16 protein-coding genes are annotated in these 16,639 nt (G+C 70.0%); 7 read left to right on the top strand and 9 right to left on the bottom strand.

Translation table 11 applies throughout. From position 1 onward, the window contains the following. Positions 1–4: 4 nt before the first annotated feature. The 3 genes from ACZ7L6_RS21200 to ACZ7L6_RS21210 all read right to left on the bottom strand — a co-directional run bounded on the left by ACZ7L6_RS21200 (position 5) and on the right by ACZ7L6_RS21210 (position 2,216). The gene (locus ACZ7L6_RS21200; protein WP_471926068.1) at positions 5–634 is read right to left on the bottom strand and encodes a Uma2 family endonuclease; all 630 of its coding nucleotides are present in this window, start codon (positions 632–634) and stop codon (positions 5–7) included. Between the two features lie 52 nt (positions 635–686). Next, positions 687–1,526: a helix-turn-helix domain-containing protein gene (locus ACZ7L6_RS21205; protein ID WP_471926070.1), complete on the bottom strand. Its 840-nt coding sequence runs from the start codon at positions 1,524–1,526 to the stop codon at positions 687–689. Between the two features lie 204 nt (positions 1,527–1,730). After that, complete coding sequence (locus ACZ7L6_RS21210) at positions 1,731–2,216, bottom strand: ATP-binding protein (RefSeq protein ID WP_471926072.1); 486 nt, start codon at positions 2,214–2,216, stop codon at positions 1,731–1,733. A 155-nt stretch (positions 2,217–2,371) separates the two neighbouring features. Between ACZ7L6_RS21210 and ACZ7L6_RS21215 the strand changes: the two genes are divergently transcribed. Both ACZ7L6_RS21215 and ACZ7L6_RS21220 read left to right on the top strand, forming a co-directional pair. Continuing rightward, the gene (locus ACZ7L6_RS21215) at positions 2,372–3,247 is read left to right on the top strand and encodes a helix-turn-helix domain-containing protein (protein ID WP_471926074.1); all 876 of its coding nucleotides are present in this window, start codon (positions 2,372–2,374) and stop codon (positions 3,245–3,247) included. Continuing rightward, positions 3,244–3,450, top strand: a complete 207-nt coding sequence (locus tag ACZ7L6_RS21220; RefSeq protein WP_471926076.1) for a DUF397 domain-containing protein — start codon at positions 3,244–3,246, stop codon at positions 3,448–3,450. The genes ACZ7L6_RS21215 and ACZ7L6_RS21220 overlap by 4 nt, the downstream gene beginning before the upstream one ends. On the opposite strand, the gene ACZ7L6_RS21225 is transcribed toward ACZ7L6_RS21220, so the two are convergent. After that, positions 3,447–4,331 carry an LLM class flavin-dependent oxidoreductase gene (locus ACZ7L6_RS21225; protein WP_471926078.1) on the bottom strand — a complete coding sequence of 295 codons (885 nt, stop codon included), beginning with the start codon at positions 4,329–4,331 and terminating at the stop codon, positions 3,447–3,449. The genes ACZ7L6_RS21220 and ACZ7L6_RS21225 overlap by 4 nt on opposite strands. Positions 4,332–4,346: 15 nt before the next feature. Beyond that, positions 4,347–5,366, bottom strand: coding sequence for an aldo/keto reductase (locus tag ACZ7L6_RS21230; RefSeq protein ID WP_471926080.1), 1,020 nt, complete (start codon positions 5,364–5,366; stop codon positions 4,347–4,349). Positions 5,367–5,502: 136 nt separating this feature from the next. On the opposite strand from ACZ7L6_RS21230, the gene ACZ7L6_RS21235 reads away from it, so the two are divergent. The 4 genes from ACZ7L6_RS21235 (at position 5,503) to ACZ7L6_RS21250 (ending at position 11,695) form a co-directional block, all read left to right on the top strand. Beyond that, positions 5,503–6,093, top strand: coding sequence for a TetR/AcrR family transcriptional regulator (locus tag ACZ7L6_RS21235; RefSeq protein WP_471926082.1), 591 nt, complete (start codon positions 5,503–5,505; stop codon positions 6,091–6,093). Positions 6,094–6,191: 98 nt separating this feature from the next. Continuing rightward, entirely contained in the window at positions 6,192–9,320 is a 3,129-nt protein-coding gene (locus ACZ7L6_RS21240) for a sacsin N-terminal ATP-binding-like domain-containing protein (protein WP_471926084.1), read from the top strand. A gap of 280 nt (positions 9,321–9,600) precedes the next feature. Then, positions 9,601–10,545, top strand: a complete 945-nt coding sequence (locus ACZ7L6_RS21245) for a hypothetical protein (RefSeq protein WP_471926086.1) — start codon at positions 9,601–9,603, stop codon at positions 10,543–10,545. Between the two features lie 229 nt (positions 10,546–10,774). Beyond that, the gene (locus ACZ7L6_RS21250) at positions 10,775–11,695 is read left to right on the top strand and encodes a hypothetical protein (protein ID WP_471926088.1); all 921 of its coding nucleotides are present in this window, start codon (positions 10,775–10,777) and stop codon (positions 11,693–11,695) included. 42 nt (positions 11,696–11,737) lie between these two features. Here ACZ7L6_RS21250 and ACZ7L6_RS21255 read toward each other — a convergent pair whose 3' ends face one another. The 3 genes from ACZ7L6_RS21255 to ACZ7L6_RS21265 form a co-directional block, all read right to left on the bottom strand. Next, positions 11,738–11,974: a hypothetical protein gene (locus tag ACZ7L6_RS21255; protein ID WP_471926090.1), complete on the bottom strand. Its 237-nt coding sequence runs from the start codon at positions 11,972–11,974 to the stop codon at positions 11,738–11,740. An 88-nt stretch (positions 11,975–12,062) separates the two neighbouring features. Further along, on the bottom strand, positions 12,063–14,459 hold the full coding sequence (locus ACZ7L6_RS21260) for a cation-translocating P-type ATPase (RefSeq protein ID WP_471926092.1): 2,397 nt from the start codon (positions 14,457–14,459) through the stop codon (positions 12,063–12,065). A gap of 113 nt (positions 14,460–14,572) precedes the next feature. Next, a complete protein-coding gene (locus tag ACZ7L6_RS21265) occupies positions 14,573–14,857 on the bottom strand; it encodes a DUF2530 domain-containing protein (RefSeq protein ID WP_471926094.1) in 285 nt (94 codons plus the stop codon). 118 nt (positions 14,858–14,975) lie between these two features. On the opposite strand from ACZ7L6_RS21265, the gene ACZ7L6_RS21270 reads away from it, so the two are divergent. Further along, positions 14,976–16,427, top strand: coding sequence for an NCS2 family permease (locus ACZ7L6_RS21270; protein WP_471926096.1), 1,452 nt, complete (start codon positions 14,976–14,978; stop codon positions 16,425–16,427). Positions 16,428–16,433: 6 nt separating this feature from the next. On the opposite strand, the gene ACZ7L6_RS21275 is transcribed toward ACZ7L6_RS21270, so the two are convergent. Then, a complete protein-coding gene (locus tag ACZ7L6_RS21275) occupies positions 16,434–16,616 on the bottom strand; it encodes a ribbon-helix-helix protein, CopG family (RefSeq protein ID WP_441273936.1) in 183 nt (60 codons plus the stop codon). Positions 16,617–16,639 lie beyond the last annotated feature (23 nt).

Raw genomic sequence — 16,639 nt, forward strand, 5'->3', positions numbered from 1 at the left:
AGGTTCAGGATGCCGGTTGCACGCCGGCTTCGTCCTCGCCCTCGGCCTTGTAGCGCGGCAGGTTCTCCGTCGAGATCGTCCAGTCGGCGATGGTGACGTCTTCTCCGTAGACGAAGTCCTTGCGGGTCGCGTAGCGCGGCCCCTCGGGAGTGGCGTGGATGTCGGTGAGGACGGCACCGGTGCCGGTGCGGGGGTCGAAGATCGCGTAGACGGGGATGCCGATGAGCGGGTAGTCGCGCATCTTGGTGACCCAGTCGTTGTCGGGGTTGGAGCGAGAGACGATCTCAATGGCGGCGATGACGGTGCGGGGGTCGATGGACCCCTGGACACTCAGGTCGGTCCACGCGATTACCATCACATCGGGGTGTCGCATGATGCCCTCGGGCTCATCTTCCACGTCGGGTGTGCCGTTGTGCGCCAGCAAGTCATCCGGCATGACCTTCTCCAGACGGCGGCTGACGTGCGCGGCCGTGACCTCGTGAGGTCCTCCCGGCGACATCATGTCGTGAACGATCCCTTCCTTGGTGATCTCGAACTTTCCGGGGAGCGCGTCGTCCATGGACTGAACGAAATCCCGCATGGCCCGGTACAGGTGGTGGGCGCCCTGTTGTGCGTTGTCCGGGGCGACGGTCATGGCGCTCGCTCCTCGTCGTCTGTGCCCAGGGGCAAGGATCGTCACGTTCATGCTAGGCGGCCTCCAGGAGATGGGATCGGCAGTCGCGGCAGCGGCCAGGGGCGGGTGAGCGGAAGGCGCGGTCGCAGCCTTCACATGTCTGGAGTGGGTGGCGGACAGCCGGCGGTGGGGCGAACGGGGGTGGTGGGGGGAGTTGGGTCGCGAGGCGGTGGGCCAGGAGGGCTGCCGGGCGGCACAGCGGCTCCGGTGGCAGGTCGGTGGTCAGGGCGTGGCGTACGGCGGTGGGGGTGACGTCGCGTTCGAGCCAGGCGGCGACGCCGGGGGCCAGGTGGGCGGTGTCGCGCCGGCTGAACAGCAGGCGGGGGTCGTGGCGGCGGAGGTCCGCGAGGAGGTCGGTGGCCGTCTGGAGGAGGGCCGGGGCCGGGTAGGCGGGTTGCGGTACGGCGGGGAGGGGCCTGCGGGTGGCTGCCGGGGTTCGCTTCTTGCGGGGCGGGGCCGGGTGGTCCTGGGTGTGGCGGCGGTGGCCGGGCTGGTTGCAGGAGATCGTGCGGGTGACGATGTGGCCGGCAGGCGTGCGTCGGCGTTCGCGGCGCAGGTAGCCGTGGGTCTCCAGCTCGCGCAGGGCGGCGGCGATACGGGTCCTGCCCTCCGGGAAGCGCGCGGCGAGGGTCTTGATGTCGACGTGGGCGCCGTTGGGGAGCGACTGGATGTAGACGGCGAGTCCGATGGCGAGGCCCGACAACTCCGGGTGCTGGGCGAGGTGGTTGCCGATCACCGTGAAGCGGGTGGTGTGGCGGGTGTTGTCGTGGATCAGGCCGCCCGCGTGGGGGTGGTTTTTGCCCGCGATACGGGACTGGGCGTGCGAGGGCGCGCTAGGGTTTTGGGTATCCATCGGGAAGGCTGCTACTTCCTTGGTGGTCAGGCCCTCGCACTGGGATGCCAGTCCCGGCGAGGGCCGTTGCATGTCTGCGGTTGTGTCGCGCTGAGCGTAAGGCCGGCAACAGCTCCCGAATCCAGCCGAGTTGGTGATGTTCACCCGCTTGAGTGAGTTTGCGTCGTGGGCGGGAGGGAGGGGTGGGGTTTGGTGCGGTTTCTTTCACCCTCGTGTTTCTTGGGAAAGGCCGCCCGTGGCACCGGAGCACCGGTTTCCGGGTTCCGGTGAGAGGTCGATTTCGGCCCAGACCGTCTTGCGCGGGGGCAGCCCCGGTGCGACGCCCCAGCGGTCGGCCAGAGCGTCGACGATGGTGAGCCCGCGGCCCGACTCCGCGTCGGCGGTGGGCTGTTCGGTGCACGGGAGTCGGTCGGCGCGGGTGTCGGTGACCTCGATACGCAGGGTGTCGCCGACGACGTAGAGGAGCAGCAGGAAGTCCCGTCCGGGGATCCGGCCGTGGGTGACCGCGTTGGTCGACAGCTCGGCGACCACGTGTGCCGCCGGGTCCAATGGCAGACCCCAGCTGCGGAGTTGTTCGGTGGCGAGGAGGCGGGCGAGGCGGGCGCCGCGTGGGGTGGGGGACAGTTGCACGCTGAAGTTGCGGATGGGGTTGTGGAGTTGGGCCGTGGGGGCGGCGGTTTCTTGATTCACATCACTCAGCGTGGCGGCGCGTGCTTACTGTGAACAGTGACTCAGCGGGTGCGTACGGTGACTGTCCGGAGCTTGTCCGGTCGTGTCCGGGCTGTCGGGACGGGCATGGGGGTACGGCGCTGGTGCATCGCGGCGGTACGAGGAGGGGTTTCGGGATGACGGTCGAGGCGGACGCGGGACGGCTCAAGACGGAGGCGGACGAGCCGGGTTGGGAGGTGGATCCCGACGATGAGTGGGGAGTCGCAGTCATCGCGACCGTCGGACGGCAGCTGAAACTGCGGCGGGAGGCGGTGGGGATGCGGGCCGCTGACTTCGGGAAGGCGGTCGGGTACGGCGAGGACCTCGTCTACAAGATCGAGGGCGGGAAGCGGATTCCTCGGCAGGAGTATCTGGACAAGGCCGACGAGGTGCTGAAGGCGGGCGGGCTCATCGCGGCGACGTGGGAGGACGTGAAGAAGGTCCGGTACCCGAAGAAGGTGCGGGAGCTGGGGAAGCTGGAGGCCAAGGCGGTCGAGATCGGGGGGTACGAGTGCAACATCATCGCCGGGCTGTTGCAGACACCGGAGCATGCCAGGGCGGCTATCGAGGCGGCGCAGCCTCCGTACTCGCAGGACGATGTGGACCGGATGGTGGCCGGTCGTATGGCTCGGCAATCCGTCTTCGAGCGTGACCCCGCGCCCGCGATTAGCTTTGTGCTGGAAGAGGCGCCGCTGAGGCGCCCTCTTGGGGGCACAATGGTGTGGCGACGGCAGCTCGAACGCCTATTGGAGGTGGGTCGGTTGAGGAACGTCACGCTTCAGGTGATGCCGACGCACCGTGAGGTTCACTCCGGCCTGGACGGAAGGATCGAGCTGCTGAAGTTCGCGGACGGCACGGCGGTGGGACGTTGCGACGGTGTGTTCAACGGCCGCCCTGTCACTGATCCCAAGCAGCTTCGCGTCCTTGAGCTGCAATATGGCACCATCCGAGCGCAGGCCCTCCCGCCTGGGGAGTCGCTGGCCTTCATCGAGCAACTGCTGGGAGAGACATGATGCGCAAGGCCCTCGCCGGGGACGCCTCCGAACTGGCGTGGTTCAAGAGCAGCTACAGCGGCGGCAACAATGGCGAGTCCTGCGTCGAGATCGCGGTAGCCCCCCACACCATCCACGTCCGCGACTCCAAGTACCGCGACACCAGCCCCCGACTCGCCCTCGCGCCGGAGGCCTGGGCCGCGTTCGTCACGTACGTCAGCTAGTTCTGCTTCTTGATGAGCTCGTCGGCGACCCACCGCGCGACCCCGGAGGGATACGGCGCCGGCAGTCCGAGGACGATGTGGCGGAAGCCCGCGTCTAGCGCCTCGGCGATCGTGTGCCGGGTGGCGGCCGGGTGGTCGTAGGAGACCGGCAGGTGGATCGAGCGGGTGATCGAGGCCGGGTCGCGGCCCGACTCGGCGCAGTAGCGGTCCAGTAGCGCGCTGCGGCGGACCGCGTCGCCGATGTCGCCGCCGGGGATGTTCCACAGGTCGGCGTGCTCGGCGGCCACGCGCAGGGTCGCGGAGGAGCGGCCGCCGATGAGGATGGGCGGGTGGGGGCGCTGGACGGATTTGGGGTTGGCGTAGGCGCCGGTGAGGTGGTGGTGGGTGCCGTGGAAGTCGAACGGGGCGGACTCGGTCCACAGGCGCCGGATCAGGGTGCAGGCTTCGGCGAGGCTTTCCACGGCGCGCGGGGTGTCGTGGAAGGGGATGCCGTGGGCCTCGTATTCGCGTCGCGCCAGCGGGTGGCCGGGGCGTGAGCCGACGCCTATGCCGAAGTCGAGCCGGCCGCCGGAGACGACGTCGACGGTCGTGGCGATCTTGGCCAGCATCGCGGGCGGGCGGAAGCGGTTGCTGGTGACCAGGACACCGAGGCGGAGTCGTCGGGTCTGCGCGGCCAGGGCCGCGAGCAGGGTCCAGCCCTCGTAGGCCGGTCCTTCCGGATCGCCCCCGATCGGCATGAGGTGGTCGAACAGCCAGGCGTGCTCGATCTCGGCTACCGCGTCCGCCTCTCGCCAGACGCGCAGGACGTCGTCGTACGGCACCTGCATGGGCGCGGTCATGATGCCGAAGCGGGGCGGCGCGGTGGCCGCGGTGTGCGGCATGGCGGTGTCCACAGCTCAGCGGCGCCGCAGCGACGCGTCCAGCAGCGCGGGCGGAGTGTCGAACTTCTCGTGCGCCGCGAGGTCGGTTCCGGGAGCCACGATCACATCGATCGCGTCGAGTACGTCCGCCGGAAGCACGGTGTCTGCGGCGGCGAGCTGCGACTGCAGGTGCTCCGGCGTGCGGGGGCCGATGAGCGCGCTGGTCACGGCGGGGTGCGCGGTCACGAAGCCGAGGGCGAGCTGGATCATCGTCAGGCCCGCCTCGTCGGCGACCTTCGCCAGCTGTTCCACGGCGTCGAGCCTGGCCCGGTTGTGGGGGAGGCTCATGTCGAACCGCTCCGGCATGAACGCCGAGCGGTGTGTGCTCACGTCCTGGCCGCTGCGGACCGCGCCCGTCAGCCAGCCCGAGGCCAGCGGGCTCCACACCAGCACACCGAGCCCGTACTCCTCGGTCACGGGCAGGACGTGGGCCTCCACTCCGCGCTGGAGGATCGAGTAGTTGGGCTGTTCGGTGACATAGCGGCCCAGGCGGTGCTCACGGGCGGCCCACTGGGCCTGGACGATGCGGTGGGCGGGGAAGGTCGAGGAGCCGAAGTAGCGGATCTTCCCGGCGCGTTGCAGGTCCGTCAGGGCAGACAGCGTCTCCTCATCGCTGGTGTCCGGGTCCCAGCGGTGCATCTGGTAGAGGTCGATGTGGTTGACGCCCAGGCGGCGCAGGCTGTCGTCCAGCGCCTTGACCAGCCAGCGGCGTGAACCGCCCTGGTGGTTGCGCTCCTCACCCATCGGCATGGTCGCCTTCGTGGCCAGCACGATGTCGTCGCGACGGCCCGCGATGGCCTTGCCGACCATCTCCTCCGACTCTCCGCCGCTGTACCAGTCGGCGGTGTCGACGAGGTTGATCCCCGCCTCCAGGGCGGTGTCGACGAGGGCGGTGGCCTCGTCCTGGGTGGTGCGTCCGATCGCGCCGAAGTTCATGGCGCCGAGCGCGAGCGCGCTGACCTGTACTCCGGTGCGGCCCAGGGTGCGGTACTGCATGGCCGTATCTCCTCACGGTGAAACGGAACATCGTTCCGTATTGGCGCCACGAACGATACGGAACACTGTTCCGTTTTGGCAAGCGGGGTGGCGTACCGTGAACGGCAGTGCAGAGGGACGGACAGGGAGTGGCTCGGTGGACGACAGCGACGAGGGCGCCGGGCGCGTGGCCACACCCAGGCGGAAGGACGCCCGGCGCAACCAGGAGACGCTGCTCGACGCGGCCGCCAGGGTCTTCGTCGTGAAGGGCGTGGACGCGCCGGTGCGCGACATCGCGGCCGAGGCCGGCGTCGGGCTGGGCACGATCTACCGTCACTTCCCGACGCGGGCGGAGCTGATCATCGCCGTCTACCGGCACCAGGTCGAGGCCTGCGCGGAGGCCGGTCCGGCCCTGCTGGCCGTCGGCGAGACCCCGCACGCCGCACTGGCGCGCTGGATCGACCTCTTCGTCGACTTCCTGGTCACCAAGCACGGGCTTGCCGCGGTGTTCCAGTCCGGCAACGCCGACTTCGAGGCCCTCCACTCCTACTTCCTCGACCGCCTCGTGCCCGTCTGCACCGAGCTGCTCGAGGCCGCGGCCGCCTCCGGTGAGATCCGCCCCGGCATCGAGGCCTACGAGCTCATGCGCGGCGTCGGCAACCTCTGCATCGGCGCCGACAGCGACCCCCGCTACGACGCCCGCCGACTGGTCGAACTCCTTGTCGCGGGGCTGCGCCGGCCGCACTGACGGGGGATCGCGTCCGACCCGGGGGACGCGACGGGCAGGCAGCGCACCCACGCCCCGTGAGCGGTACCTTCATCATCACGCCGATGAGGAGAGTCAACGTGAGCAAGTTCGTGCGGCCCGCAGCCGAAGGCGCCGACCCCTTCGGTACGGCCCGTCTGCGCCGCGGAGTGCTGGACGCCTGGGCCACCAGCCCCGCCCGTTTCCGGGAGGACGCCAACGCCGAGGAGGACCTCGTCCTCGGGGGGTACCGGGACCGGCTTGTCGTCGAGCTCGCTCAAAATGCCGCCGATGCCGCAGCGAGGGCCGGCGTGACCGGGCGGCTTCGGCTCACCCTGCGCGACGGTGTTCTCGTCGCCGCCAACACCGGCGCCCCGCTGGACGCCGCCGGTGTCGAGTCGCTGTCCACCCTGCGCGCCTCCGCCAAGCGGGACACCCAGCAGGGCGCCGTGGGGCGCTTCGGCGTGGGGTTCGCCGCCGTGCTCGCCGTGACGGACGAGCCCGCCGTCGTCGGGCGGCACGGTGGGGTGCGCTGGTCCCTCGCCGAGGCCCGGGAGCTGGCGACCGAGACCGCCCGCCACAGCCCCGGGCTCGGGGACGAGATCCGGCGCCGTGACGGGCATGTGCCCCTCCTCCGGCTGCCGTTCGCCGCCGAGGGCACCGCCCCGGACCCGTACGACACCGCCGTCATCCTTCCCCTGCGCGACACCGCGGCCGCCGATCTCGCCGAGCGCCTGCTGCACGCCGTCGACGACGCCCTGCTCCTCGCGCTCCCGGGCCTCGAGGAGGTCGTGGTCGAGGAAGGTGAGGACGAGCCGCGTACGTTGCGCCGTCGTATCGACGGGCCCTTCACCGTCGTGGAGGACTCACGCAACGGCGTCACCCACTGGCGTACGGCCGCCGCCCACGGCCCCCTCACGCCCGACCTCCTCGCCGACCGGCCGGTCGAGGAGCGGCTGCGGCCGCACTGGTCGCTGACCTGGGCCGTGCCCGTCAACGCCGCCGACAGCACGCCCGCCCGGCCCCGCACCGCCCCGGTCCTCCACGCACCCACCCCCAGCGACGAACCCCTCGGCGTCCCCGCCCTCCTCATCGCCTCCTTCCCCCTCGACACCACCCGCCGCCACGCCGCCCCCGGCCCGCTCACGGACTTCCTCGTGCAGCGCGCTGCGGACGCGTATGCCGAACTGCTCGCCGACTGGCGTCCGGTGAGCGAGGGCATCATCGGGCTCGTGCCCGGCCCGCTCGGCAAGGGGGAGCTGGACGGGGCCCTGCGTCAGGCCGTCCTGGAGCGCCTGCCCCGGACCTCTTTCCTGCCGCCCGCCGTCGAGCCGCGCGAGCACGACTCCGAGTTGCCCGAGTCGCTGCGGCCGCGGGACGCCGAGGTAGTCGAGGGCGCCGGTGCGGAGACCGTGCGGGTGCTGGCCGAGGTGCTGCCCACGCTGCTCCCCGCCGGGCTCGAACGGCGCGTGGAGCTGCGGACGCTGGGTGTCGCCCGCGTCCCGCTCACCGACGCCGTCGACCGGTTGGCGGGGCTGGAGAAGGACCCCGGCTGGTGGCGACGGCTCTACGACAGCCTCGCCGGAGTCGACCCGGACCGGCTGTCCGGCCTGCCCGTGCCGCTCGCCGACGGCCGGACGACGATCGGCCCCCGTCAGGTCCTCCTCCCCACCCCCGACGGCGCCCCCGTCGACCCCGAGATCCTCGCCCGCCTCGGCCTCAAGGTCGCCCACCCGGACGCCGCCCACCCCCTCCTGGAGAAGCTCGGCGCCCTGCCGGCCACGCCCCGCGCCGTCCTCACCACCCCCCAGGTGCGCGCCGCAGTCGCCGCCTCCCTCGACGAGGACGGCGGCATGAGCTGGGAGGAGGACGCCCCGGACGCCGAGGAACTGGCCGACACCGTGCTCGCGCTGGTACGGGACGCGGGCCTGGACCCCGGCGACGAGCCCTGGCTGGGTGCCCTCGCACTGCCGGACGAGGAGGGGGAACTGGCCCCCGCAGGTGAACTCGTCTTCCCCGGCAGCCCCTTCGCCCAGGTCATGCGGGAGGACGAACTCGCCACCGTGGACGCGGAGCTGGCGGAGAAATGGGGAGAGCAGCCACTCGCCGCCTGTGGCGTCCTCGCCAACTTCGCCCTCGTCCGGGCCACGGACGTCGTCCTCGACCCGGACGAACTGGAGCCGCGCGAAGGTGACTTCGCCGAGCCCGACGACGCCGGTCTGCTGGATGCCGTGGACGTGTGGTGCGAGGACATCCTCGACCGCTTCCCGGACACGCCCGTACCGCCGGTCGCCACCGAGCTGATCGCCGTACGCGACCTGGATCTGGTGGACGACGACAAGTGGCCGCAGGCCCTCGCCCTGCTCGCCCAGCCGCCCCTGCGCGACGCGCTCACCCAGCAGGTGCGGATCCTGCTGCCCGACGGCACGCACGAAGTCGTACGGCCGTACACGGCCTGGTGGCTGCGGGGGCATCCGGTGCTGGACGGCCGCCGCCCCGCCGGTCTGCTCGCCTCCGGCGGCGACCCGCTCCTGCGCGGCCTGTACGACGAGGCCGACGCGACCGGATTCGACGACGAGCAGGTGCTGCGGGCGCTGGGCGTGCGCACGTCCGTCGCCGCGCTGCTCGACGAGCCGGGCGGCGCGGCGGAGTTGCTGGACCGCCTGGCCGACCCGGACCGCCCCGTCACCTCCGCCCAACTGCACGCCCTGTACGGCGCCCTGGCCGAGCTCGACCCCGAGCAGGTGACCCTGCCGGACGAGCTGCGGGCCGTGATCGACGGGCGGGTCGAGGTCGTGGACGCGGCGGACGCCGTGGTCGTCGACTCACCCGACCTGCTGCCCTTCACGCAGGGCGTGCCGCTGCTCCCCGTACGGCCTGCGCGGGCCGCCGAGTTGGCCGAGCTGTTCCAGGTGCGGCGGCTGAGCGAGTCCGTGACGGGCTCGGTCGACTCCGAGGGCACCGAGCACGACGTCCCGGACTCGGTGCGGGTGCTGCTCGGGGCGCGGACGCCGGCGTCGTACGTCGAGCACGAGGAGCTCGTCGTGGACGGCGTGGAGATCGACTGGCGCCTGACGGACGACGGCGCCCTGCACGCCGCGACCCTGGAAGGCGTCGCCGCGGGGCTCGCATGGGCAGCGGGGCAGTGGCCGCGGCGCTTCGAGGTGGCGGCGCTGCTGGAGGATCCTTCGCGGACGGGGGAGCTGGCGCGGGATCGGTGGTTCGACTGAGTCCGAAACGGCCGGCCCACCGGATGTGGTGGGCCGGCCGTCTGTGCGGTGCAGCCGGTGTCGCCGTTCGCGGCGGCGTTGGCGGTGCCGCCCGCGCTCGCCGCCGGCAAGAACATGTGGCCGAAGGTCCAGTGCACAAAATCTTCACGGGCCGTACAACCATTCGTTCCCGTCGTAGATCTGATCAACCGAGTCAACAGACTCCTTGATCACTTGAGCCCCGCGTGACACGGGCCGCGTGCCCGAGAGCCGCGGGGCTCCTCTCCATATGGGGAAGCGCATGCGCATTCGAGCCACCGTGGCCGCCGTCACCGGCGCCCTGGCCCTCTCCGCTCTCGTCGTGCCGGCCGCGCAGGCCGCCGACGCGCCCTCGTACGGCAAGGAAGACGTCCAGGCGGCCGTGCAGGCCGCGCGTCAGGCGGACGCCGACGGCGCCGCCCGCAGCACCTACGCCGCCGAGGACTACTCGGGCACGCCGTACGCTCTCGACGTCACCTTCTCCAACGTGAAGGTCAACAACGGCAAGCCGATCGTCGCCGGCATCAGCAACAAGGTGACTGTCCCGGTGACCTACACGGTCACCCACTCCGAGGACGTCGACCTCCAGGCCGAGGACACGTGGGTCGATGTCGAGATCTACCGCGGCGTGTACGGCGATCCGGAGAACGGCAACTCCCTGATCGGCGACGACTGGCCGGTGTGCACCGTGGTCTCGTCCACGGTCGACACCTGCAAGGGCACCATCGACATCTACCCGGCCGAGGAGCTGACCAACGCCGACGCCACCACGTGGAAGGCGTTCGGCTACGTCATCGACTGGAACGACCAGGACCCGTTCAGCGAGGACGTCGACCTGAACAAGGTCGGTTATGCGGAGCAGGACGCCCTGACCACCACCAAGCTCCAGCGCTTCTCCAAGCTGACGGTCAACGCCTCCCCGGAGCCGGTGAAGAAGGGCAAGACCATCACGGTCACCGGAAAGCTGACCCGCGCCAACTGGGACCGCGGCACCTACAACGGCTACGCCAACCAGTCGGTGAAGCTGCAGTTCCGCAAGAAGGGCTCCAGCACCTACACCACGCTGAAGACCATCAAGACGAACACGTACGGCGACCTGAAGACCACGGTCACCGCGTCCACGGACGGCTACTTCCGCTACCGCTTCGAGGGCACCTCGACCACCCCGGCGGTCAGCGCCACGGGTGACTTCGTCGACGTGCAGTAGTAGTTCGCGCGCAGCAGGAAAAGCTGGGCATGCGTCACGAACTTCCGGTTTTACGCCGGGAGTTCGTGACGCAGCTCACGAAAATTCCGCGGCGAGGACACAACCCGCAACCCCCTGCCGCCCATCTGATCACATGGGCCAACAGGCCCCACGATCACTCGGGCCCCGACGTGACCGCCAGTGCAGGCCGCGACGACCAGCGGGGCCCCTTTCCGTATCAGGGGAACGCATGCGCAACAGAGCCACCGTGGCCGCCGTCTCCGCTCTCTCCGGCGCCCTGGCCCTCTCCGCCTTCGCCGTGCCGGCCGCGCAGGCCGACGACTCCGCCGCCTCCTACCGCGCCGACGTCGCGAAGATCCGCCAGGCCGCGCAGGCCGGGTCCGGCCGGGCCGCGGCCGCGGAGGGTGAGCCGTATGCCCTGAACGTCTCCTTCTCCAACTTCAAGATCGCCAAGGCGGTCAAGGTCGGCACGACCGAGCACGTTTCCACCACGGTGACGTACACGCTGACCCACGGTGCGGACGTCGACATCAAGGCCGCCGACTTCGTCACCGACCCGATCATCTTCAAGGGTGCCTTCACCGGCCCGGACAACATGCTCTACGGCAACAAGCCGGCCAAGTGCACCGCGACCTCGGCGACGACCGCCGACTGCAAGGGCACCATCGACGTCTACCCGGGCGCCCACGAGCTCATCAACACGGACGCCGGTACCTGGAGGGCCGCGGCGGAGGCCACCGCCTTCAACGGCCAGGACCCGGACGGCGAGACCTTCGACATCACCAAGGTCGGCTACAAGGGCCAGGACGGCCTCGGCACCACCCTCGTCCAGCGTGCCTCGAAGCTGACCGTCAACGCCTCCCCGGAGCCGGTGAAGAAGGGCAAGCCCATCACCGTCACCGGCAAGCTCTCCCGCGCCAACTGGGAGGACAACAAGTACCACGGGTACGTCAACCAGCCGGTGAACCTGCAGTTCCGCAAGAAGGGCAGCAACACCTACACCACGGTGAAGACCGTCAAGACCAACTCGACGGGCGACCTGAAGACGACGGTCACGGCCTCCGTGGACGGCTACTTCCGCTACACCTTCGCCGGCACGACGACGACCCCGGCGGTCATCGCCACGGGCGACTTCATCGACGTCCAGTAGGACAGCGCCGCAGAACCTCGCAGCAGAACCCCGAGCGGGGGCTCAAGCGCGCCGGGCGCGGCGGATCAGCCGGGACGCCGTGAAGTACAGGGCGGTGACGATCGTCCAGGCCGCCAGGAACCCGACCGCGATGCGCTTGTCGCCCCCGCTCCACAGAAGGGCGGCCATCCCGGGGCCGCCGATCCACCAGACGAGCAGGAAGAGGATCAGGAGACATCCGGTGACCCACTCGAACAGTTCACCGAGTAGTTCACCGAGGGTCTCCCGGAGCCAGCTCATGGTTGGGCACTCCTGTGCAGCTGAGACGTCTACGTGATCAACCGCCTCAGCTTATGAACCCCTGACCGAGTGAGGTGAGGCGCCCCGGCTACGCCGGGAACCGGCGGTCGACCCACCTCCACGTGAGCTCCAGGGCGACCGCCGCCACCGCCGAGATGCCGACCGCGATCCACGGCATCGTCATCCCGACGAGCCGCAGCGCGAAGAACTCCTGCAGCCAGGGCACGACCAGGACCAGCAGGAATCCCAGCCCCATCGCGGCCACCAGCGCGAGACGCCACCAGGTGTAGGGCCGGGCGATGATGGCCAGGACCCACATGGAGATCAGGAACAGCGTCAGCGTCGCGACGCTCGTCTCCGCGGGCAACGTGTCCGCGCCCGTGTAGTAGTGACGGGCGATCAGATACGTCGCGAAGGTCGCCGTCGCCGCAACCAGCCCGCCCGGGATCGCGTACCGCATGACCCGCCGTACGAAATGGGGTTTCGCGCGTTCCTTGTTGGGTGCGAGGGCCAGGAAGAAGGCGGGGACGCCGATGGTGAGGGTGGACAGGAGGGTCAGGTGGCGGGGCAGGAAGGGGTACTCCACCTGCCAGCACACCACCATCAGCGCCAGCAGCACCGAGTAGACGGTCTTCACGAGGAACAAGGTCGCGACCCGGGTGATGTTGCCGATCACCCGCCGCCCCTCCGCGACCACCGACGGCAGCGTCGCAAAGCTGTTGTTCAGCAGCACGATCTGTGCGACGGCTCGCGTGGCCTCCGAGCCCGAGCCCATCGCCACGCCGATGTCGGCGTCCTTCAGGGCGAGGACGTCGTTCACGCCGTCGCCGGTCATGGCGACGGTGTGCCCGTGGGACTGCAGCGCGCCCACCATGTCCCGCTTCTGCTGCGGGGTGACCCGCCCGAACACCGTGGCCTCGTCGATGGCCGTCGCCATACCGTCCCGTTCGCGCGGGAGCGTGCGGGCGTCGACCGTCGTGCCGGTCAGGCCCAGCTTGGTCGCCACCGCGCCCACGGACACCGCGTTGTCCCCGGAGATCACCTTGGCCCGGACCTTCTGCTCGGCGAAGTAGCGCAGCGTGTCGGCGGCATCCGGGCGCAGCCGTTGTTCCAGTACGACGAGGGCGGCGGGCTTGGCACCCTCGGCGACCTCGGGATCGTCGAGGTCGCGGTCGGCGCGGGCGAGCAGCAGGACCCGTAGGCCCTGTTCGTTCAACCGATCGGTTTCGGCCAGGGCGGGGTCGTCGGCGGGGAGCAGCACGTCGGGGGCGCCCAGCAGCCAGGTGCCGACCTCGCCGTTGCCCTCGCTGAACGTGGCGCCGCTGTACTTGCGGGCGGAGGAGAAGGGCAGGGACTCGGTGCAGCGCCAGTCCTCGGCGTCCGGATAGGCGTCGATGATGGCCTTCAGGGAGGCGTTCGGGCGGGGGTCGGACTCGCCGAGGGCGCCGAGCACCTTCCGTACGTACTCCTCCTCGTTGCCGCCCAGGGCCCGCAGCTCGGTGACGTCCATGCCGCCCTCGGTGAGGGTGCCGGTCTTGTCCAGGCAGACCGTGTCCACGCGGGCGAGGCCCTCGATGGCGGGCAGCTCCTGCACGAGGCACTGCTTGCGGCCGAGGCGGATGACGCCGATGGCGAAGGCCACGGAGGTGAGGAGCACCAGGCCCTCCGGGACCATGGGGACGATGCCGCCGACGGTCCGGGCGAGGGAGTCGTCGAGGTCCCGGTTCTTCACGAAGAGCTGGGTGACGATGAGGCCGATCGCGGCCGGGATCATCATCCAGGTGACGTACTTGAGGATGGTGGAGATGCCGGAGCGCAGCTCGGAGTGGACGAGGGTGAACCGGGAGGCCTCCTCGGCGAGCTGGGCGGCGTAGGCCTCGCGGCCGACCTTGGTGGCCTGGAAGGCGCCGCCGCCCGCGACCACGAAGCTGCCGGACAGGACCTGGTCACCCGGCCGCTTGACGACCGGATCGGCCTCCCCGGTGAGCAGCGACTCGTCGATCTCCAGCCCGTCGGCCTCGACGCACACCCCGTCCACGACGGCCTTGTCCCCCGGCCCGATCTCTATCAGGTCGTCCAGCACGATCTCGGACGTACTGACCTCGGCGGCGGCCCCGTCCCGCCGGACCGTGGGCCGCGCCTCACCGATCACGGCGAGCGAGTCGAGGGTCTTCTTCGCCCGCCACTCCTGGATGATCCCGATGCCGGTGTTGGCGAGGATCACGAACCCGAACAGGCTGTCCTGGATCGGCGCGACGAACAGCATGATCAGCCAGAGCACGCCGATGATCGCGTTGAACCGGGTGAAGACGTTGGCGCGGACGATGTCGGCCATCGACCGGCTGCTGCGCACCGGTACGTCGTTGACCTGCCCGCGCGCGACCCGCTCGGCCACCTCGGCCGCGGTGAGCCCGCCCGTCGCCACCGGGGCGGGGGCGGGGTGCACAGGGTTGTCCACTTCGGCGCCCGCGTCGGTATGCGTCATGCATTCGACGGTACGTGCGGATTTACGGCTTCACCCGCCGAGTGCGCGGAAGTTCCGACTTGGGGAGGACGGGAACGGGGCGATGTGGTGCCGTGGTTGTACGCGCGGAGTGGTTACTCCGCGGGCGCCTTGGCGCCTTCCTCGGTCTCCTTCAGCGCAGCCGCCCGTTTGATGGCCGCGTCGCGCCTGCGGACGTACCAGATGCCGATGAGCCCCAGCCCGCCGCCGGCCAGGCAGGTCCACACCCACCAGGCGTGCCCGTGGTCGTCGAACCAGCCGTAGAAGGGCAGCTGAACGACGAAGAGGACGAACCAGAGGATCGTGCCGCCGGTGATGGTCGCGACCACGGGCCCCTCCAGGGGCTCCGGCGCCTCGTGCTTGGGGGTCCACTTCGCCATGGCAGACAGCTTACGAGGCGATCAGGTCTACGCGCGGAGATGGCCGATCGCGGCTTTATATGTTCATACTGAAACGGTTTGTGCCTGACCACTTCTCTTCGTAGGAACAGCCAAAAGCATGCCCACCTCGGCCCCCGCCAAGGTCCCCGCCCCTGAACAGCCGGGAGCCGGCCCCGCCTACGGCGCACTCGACCGCTTCTTCAAGATCTCAGAACGCGGCAGCACCCTGCCGCGCGAAATCCGCGGCGGTTTCGCCACCTTCTTCGCGATGGCCTACATCATCGTGCTGAACCCGATCATCCTCGGCAGCGCGAAGGACATGTACGGCCACCAGCTGGACAACGGCCAGCTGGTTACCGCGACGGCCGTCACGGCGGCGTTCACCACACTGCTGATGGGCGTCATCGGCAACGTGCCGATCGCGCTCGCCGCCGGTCTGGGCGTGAACTCGGTGGTCGCCCTCCAGCTGGCACCCCGGATGTCCTGGCCGGACGCCATGGGCATGGTGGTGCTCGCCGGCTTCGTGGTCATGTTGCTGGTCGCCACCGGCCTGCGCGAGCGGGTCATGAACGCCGTGCCCTACAGCCTGCGCAAGGCCATCTCCATCGGCATCGGCCTGTTCATCATGCTGATCGGCCTCGTCGACTCCGGCTTCGTCTCCCGCATCCCGGACGCCGCCCACACCACCGTCCCGCTCCAGCTCGGCGGCGACGGTCACCTCAACGGCTGGCCGGTCCTGGTCTTCATCCTGGGCGCGCTGCTCACCCTCGCGCTGATCGTCCGCAAGGTCTCGGGCGCGATCCTGATCTCGATCGTCGCGATGACCGTGCTCGCCGTCGTCATCGAGGCGGTCGCGAAGGTGCCGTCCTGGGGGCTCACGACCCCGAAGTGGCCCGGCAACCCCTTCGAGACCCCGGACTTCGGTCTGATCGGCCAGGTCAGCCTCTTCGGCGGCTTCGACAAGGTCGGCGCACTGACCGGCACCCTCTTCGTCTTCACGGTCCTGCTGTCCTGCTTCTTCGACGCCATGGGCACGATCATGGGCGTCAGCGACGAGGCCAAGCTGACCGACGCCCAGGGCCAGATGCCCGGCATCAACAGGGTCCTGTTCGTCGACGGCCTCGCGGTCGCCACCGGCGGCGCCAGCTCCTCCTCGGCCACGACCGCCTTCGTGGAGTCCACGGCCGGCGTCGGCGAGGGCGCCCGTACCGGATTCGCGAACGTCGTCACCGGTGCCCTCTTCGGCGTGGCGCTGTTCCTGACCCCGATCGCCACGATGGTCCCGTCCCAGGCGGCCACCCCGGCTCTGCTCGCGGTCGGCTTCCTGATCCTGGCCAACTCGGTCAAGGAGATCGACTGGGCCGACTACACCATCGCGATCCCGGCCTTCGTGACGATGGTGATGATGCCGTTCACCTACTCGATCACCAACGGCATCGGCATGGGCTTCATCACCTTCGCGGTGCTGCGCCTGGCCGCCGGGCGGGGGCGGGAGGTGCCGGTCGCGATGTACGTCGTGGCGGCGGTGTTCGGCTTCTACTACCTGATGCCGGCGCTGGGTCTCACGTGAGCCGTCTCACGTAAGGCCGTAGAACTTCTCGGTCTCCTCGACGGCGGTCTGGAACCGCTCGTCGAAGTCATCGCGGATGAGCGTCCGGACGACATAGTCCTGGACGCTCATTCCTCTTTTCGCCGCATGCTCTCGGAGTCGTTCGAGCAGCTCATGGTCTATCCGCAGGCTGAGCACGCTGGTCCCCATGAACACGAGGGTTGCCGCACCCG

Source organism: Streptomyces sp. NPDC107522 (genome assembly GCF_055657525.1).

Bases quoted from the DNA above. Each gene is read 5' to 3' on its own strand.
- ACZ7L6_RS21200 (WP_471926068.1), bottom strand. From the start codon at position 634: ATGACCGTCGCCCCGGACAACGCACAACAGGGCGCCCACCACCTGTAC.
- ACZ7L6_RS21205 (WP_471926070.1), bottom strand. From the start codon at position 1,526: ATGGATACCCAAAACCCTAGCGCGCCCTCGCACGCCCAGTCCCGTATC.
- ACZ7L6_RS21215 (WP_471926074.1), top strand. From the start codon at position 2,372: ATGACGGTCGAGGCGGACGCGGGACGGCTCAAGACGGAGGCGGACGAG.
- ACZ7L6_RS21220 (WP_471926076.1), top strand. From the start codon at position 3,244: ATGATGCGCAAGGCCCTCGCCGGGGACGCCTCCGAACTGGCGTGGTTC.
- ACZ7L6_RS21225 (WP_471926078.1), bottom strand. From the start codon at position 4,331: ATGCCGCACACCGCGGCCACCGCGCCGCCCCGCTTCGGCATCATGACC.
- ACZ7L6_RS21230 (WP_471926080.1), bottom strand. From the start codon at position 5,366: ATGCAGTACCGCACCCTGGGCCGCACCGGAGTACAGGTCAGCGCGCTC.
- ACZ7L6_RS21245 (WP_471926086.1), top strand. From the start codon at position 9,601: ATGCGCATTCGAGCCACCGTGGCCGCCGTCACCGGCGCCCTGGCCCTC.
- ACZ7L6_RS21250 (WP_471926088.1), top strand. From the start codon at position 10,775: ATGCGCAACAGAGCCACCGTGGCCGCCGTCTCCGCTCTCTCCGGCGCC.
- ACZ7L6_RS21255 (WP_471926090.1), bottom strand. From the start codon at position 11,974: ATGAGCTGGCTCCGGGAGACCCTCGGTGAACTACTCGGTGAACTGTTC.
- ACZ7L6_RS21260 (WP_471926092.1), bottom strand. From the start codon at position 14,459: ATGACGCATACCGACGCGGGCGCCGAAGTGGACAACCCTGTGCACCCC.
- ACZ7L6_RS21265 (WP_471926094.1), bottom strand. From the start codon at position 14,857: ATGGCGAAGTGGACCCCCAAGCACGAGGCGCCGGAGCCCCTGGAGGGG.
- ACZ7L6_RS21270 (WP_471926096.1), top strand. From the start codon at position 14,976: ATGCCCACCTCGGCCCCCGCCAAGGTCCCCGCCCCTGAACAGCCGGGA.
- ACZ7L6_RS21275 (WP_441273936.1), bottom strand. From the start codon at position 16,616: ATGGGGACCAGCGTGCTCAGCCTGCGGATAGACCATGAGCTGCTCGAA.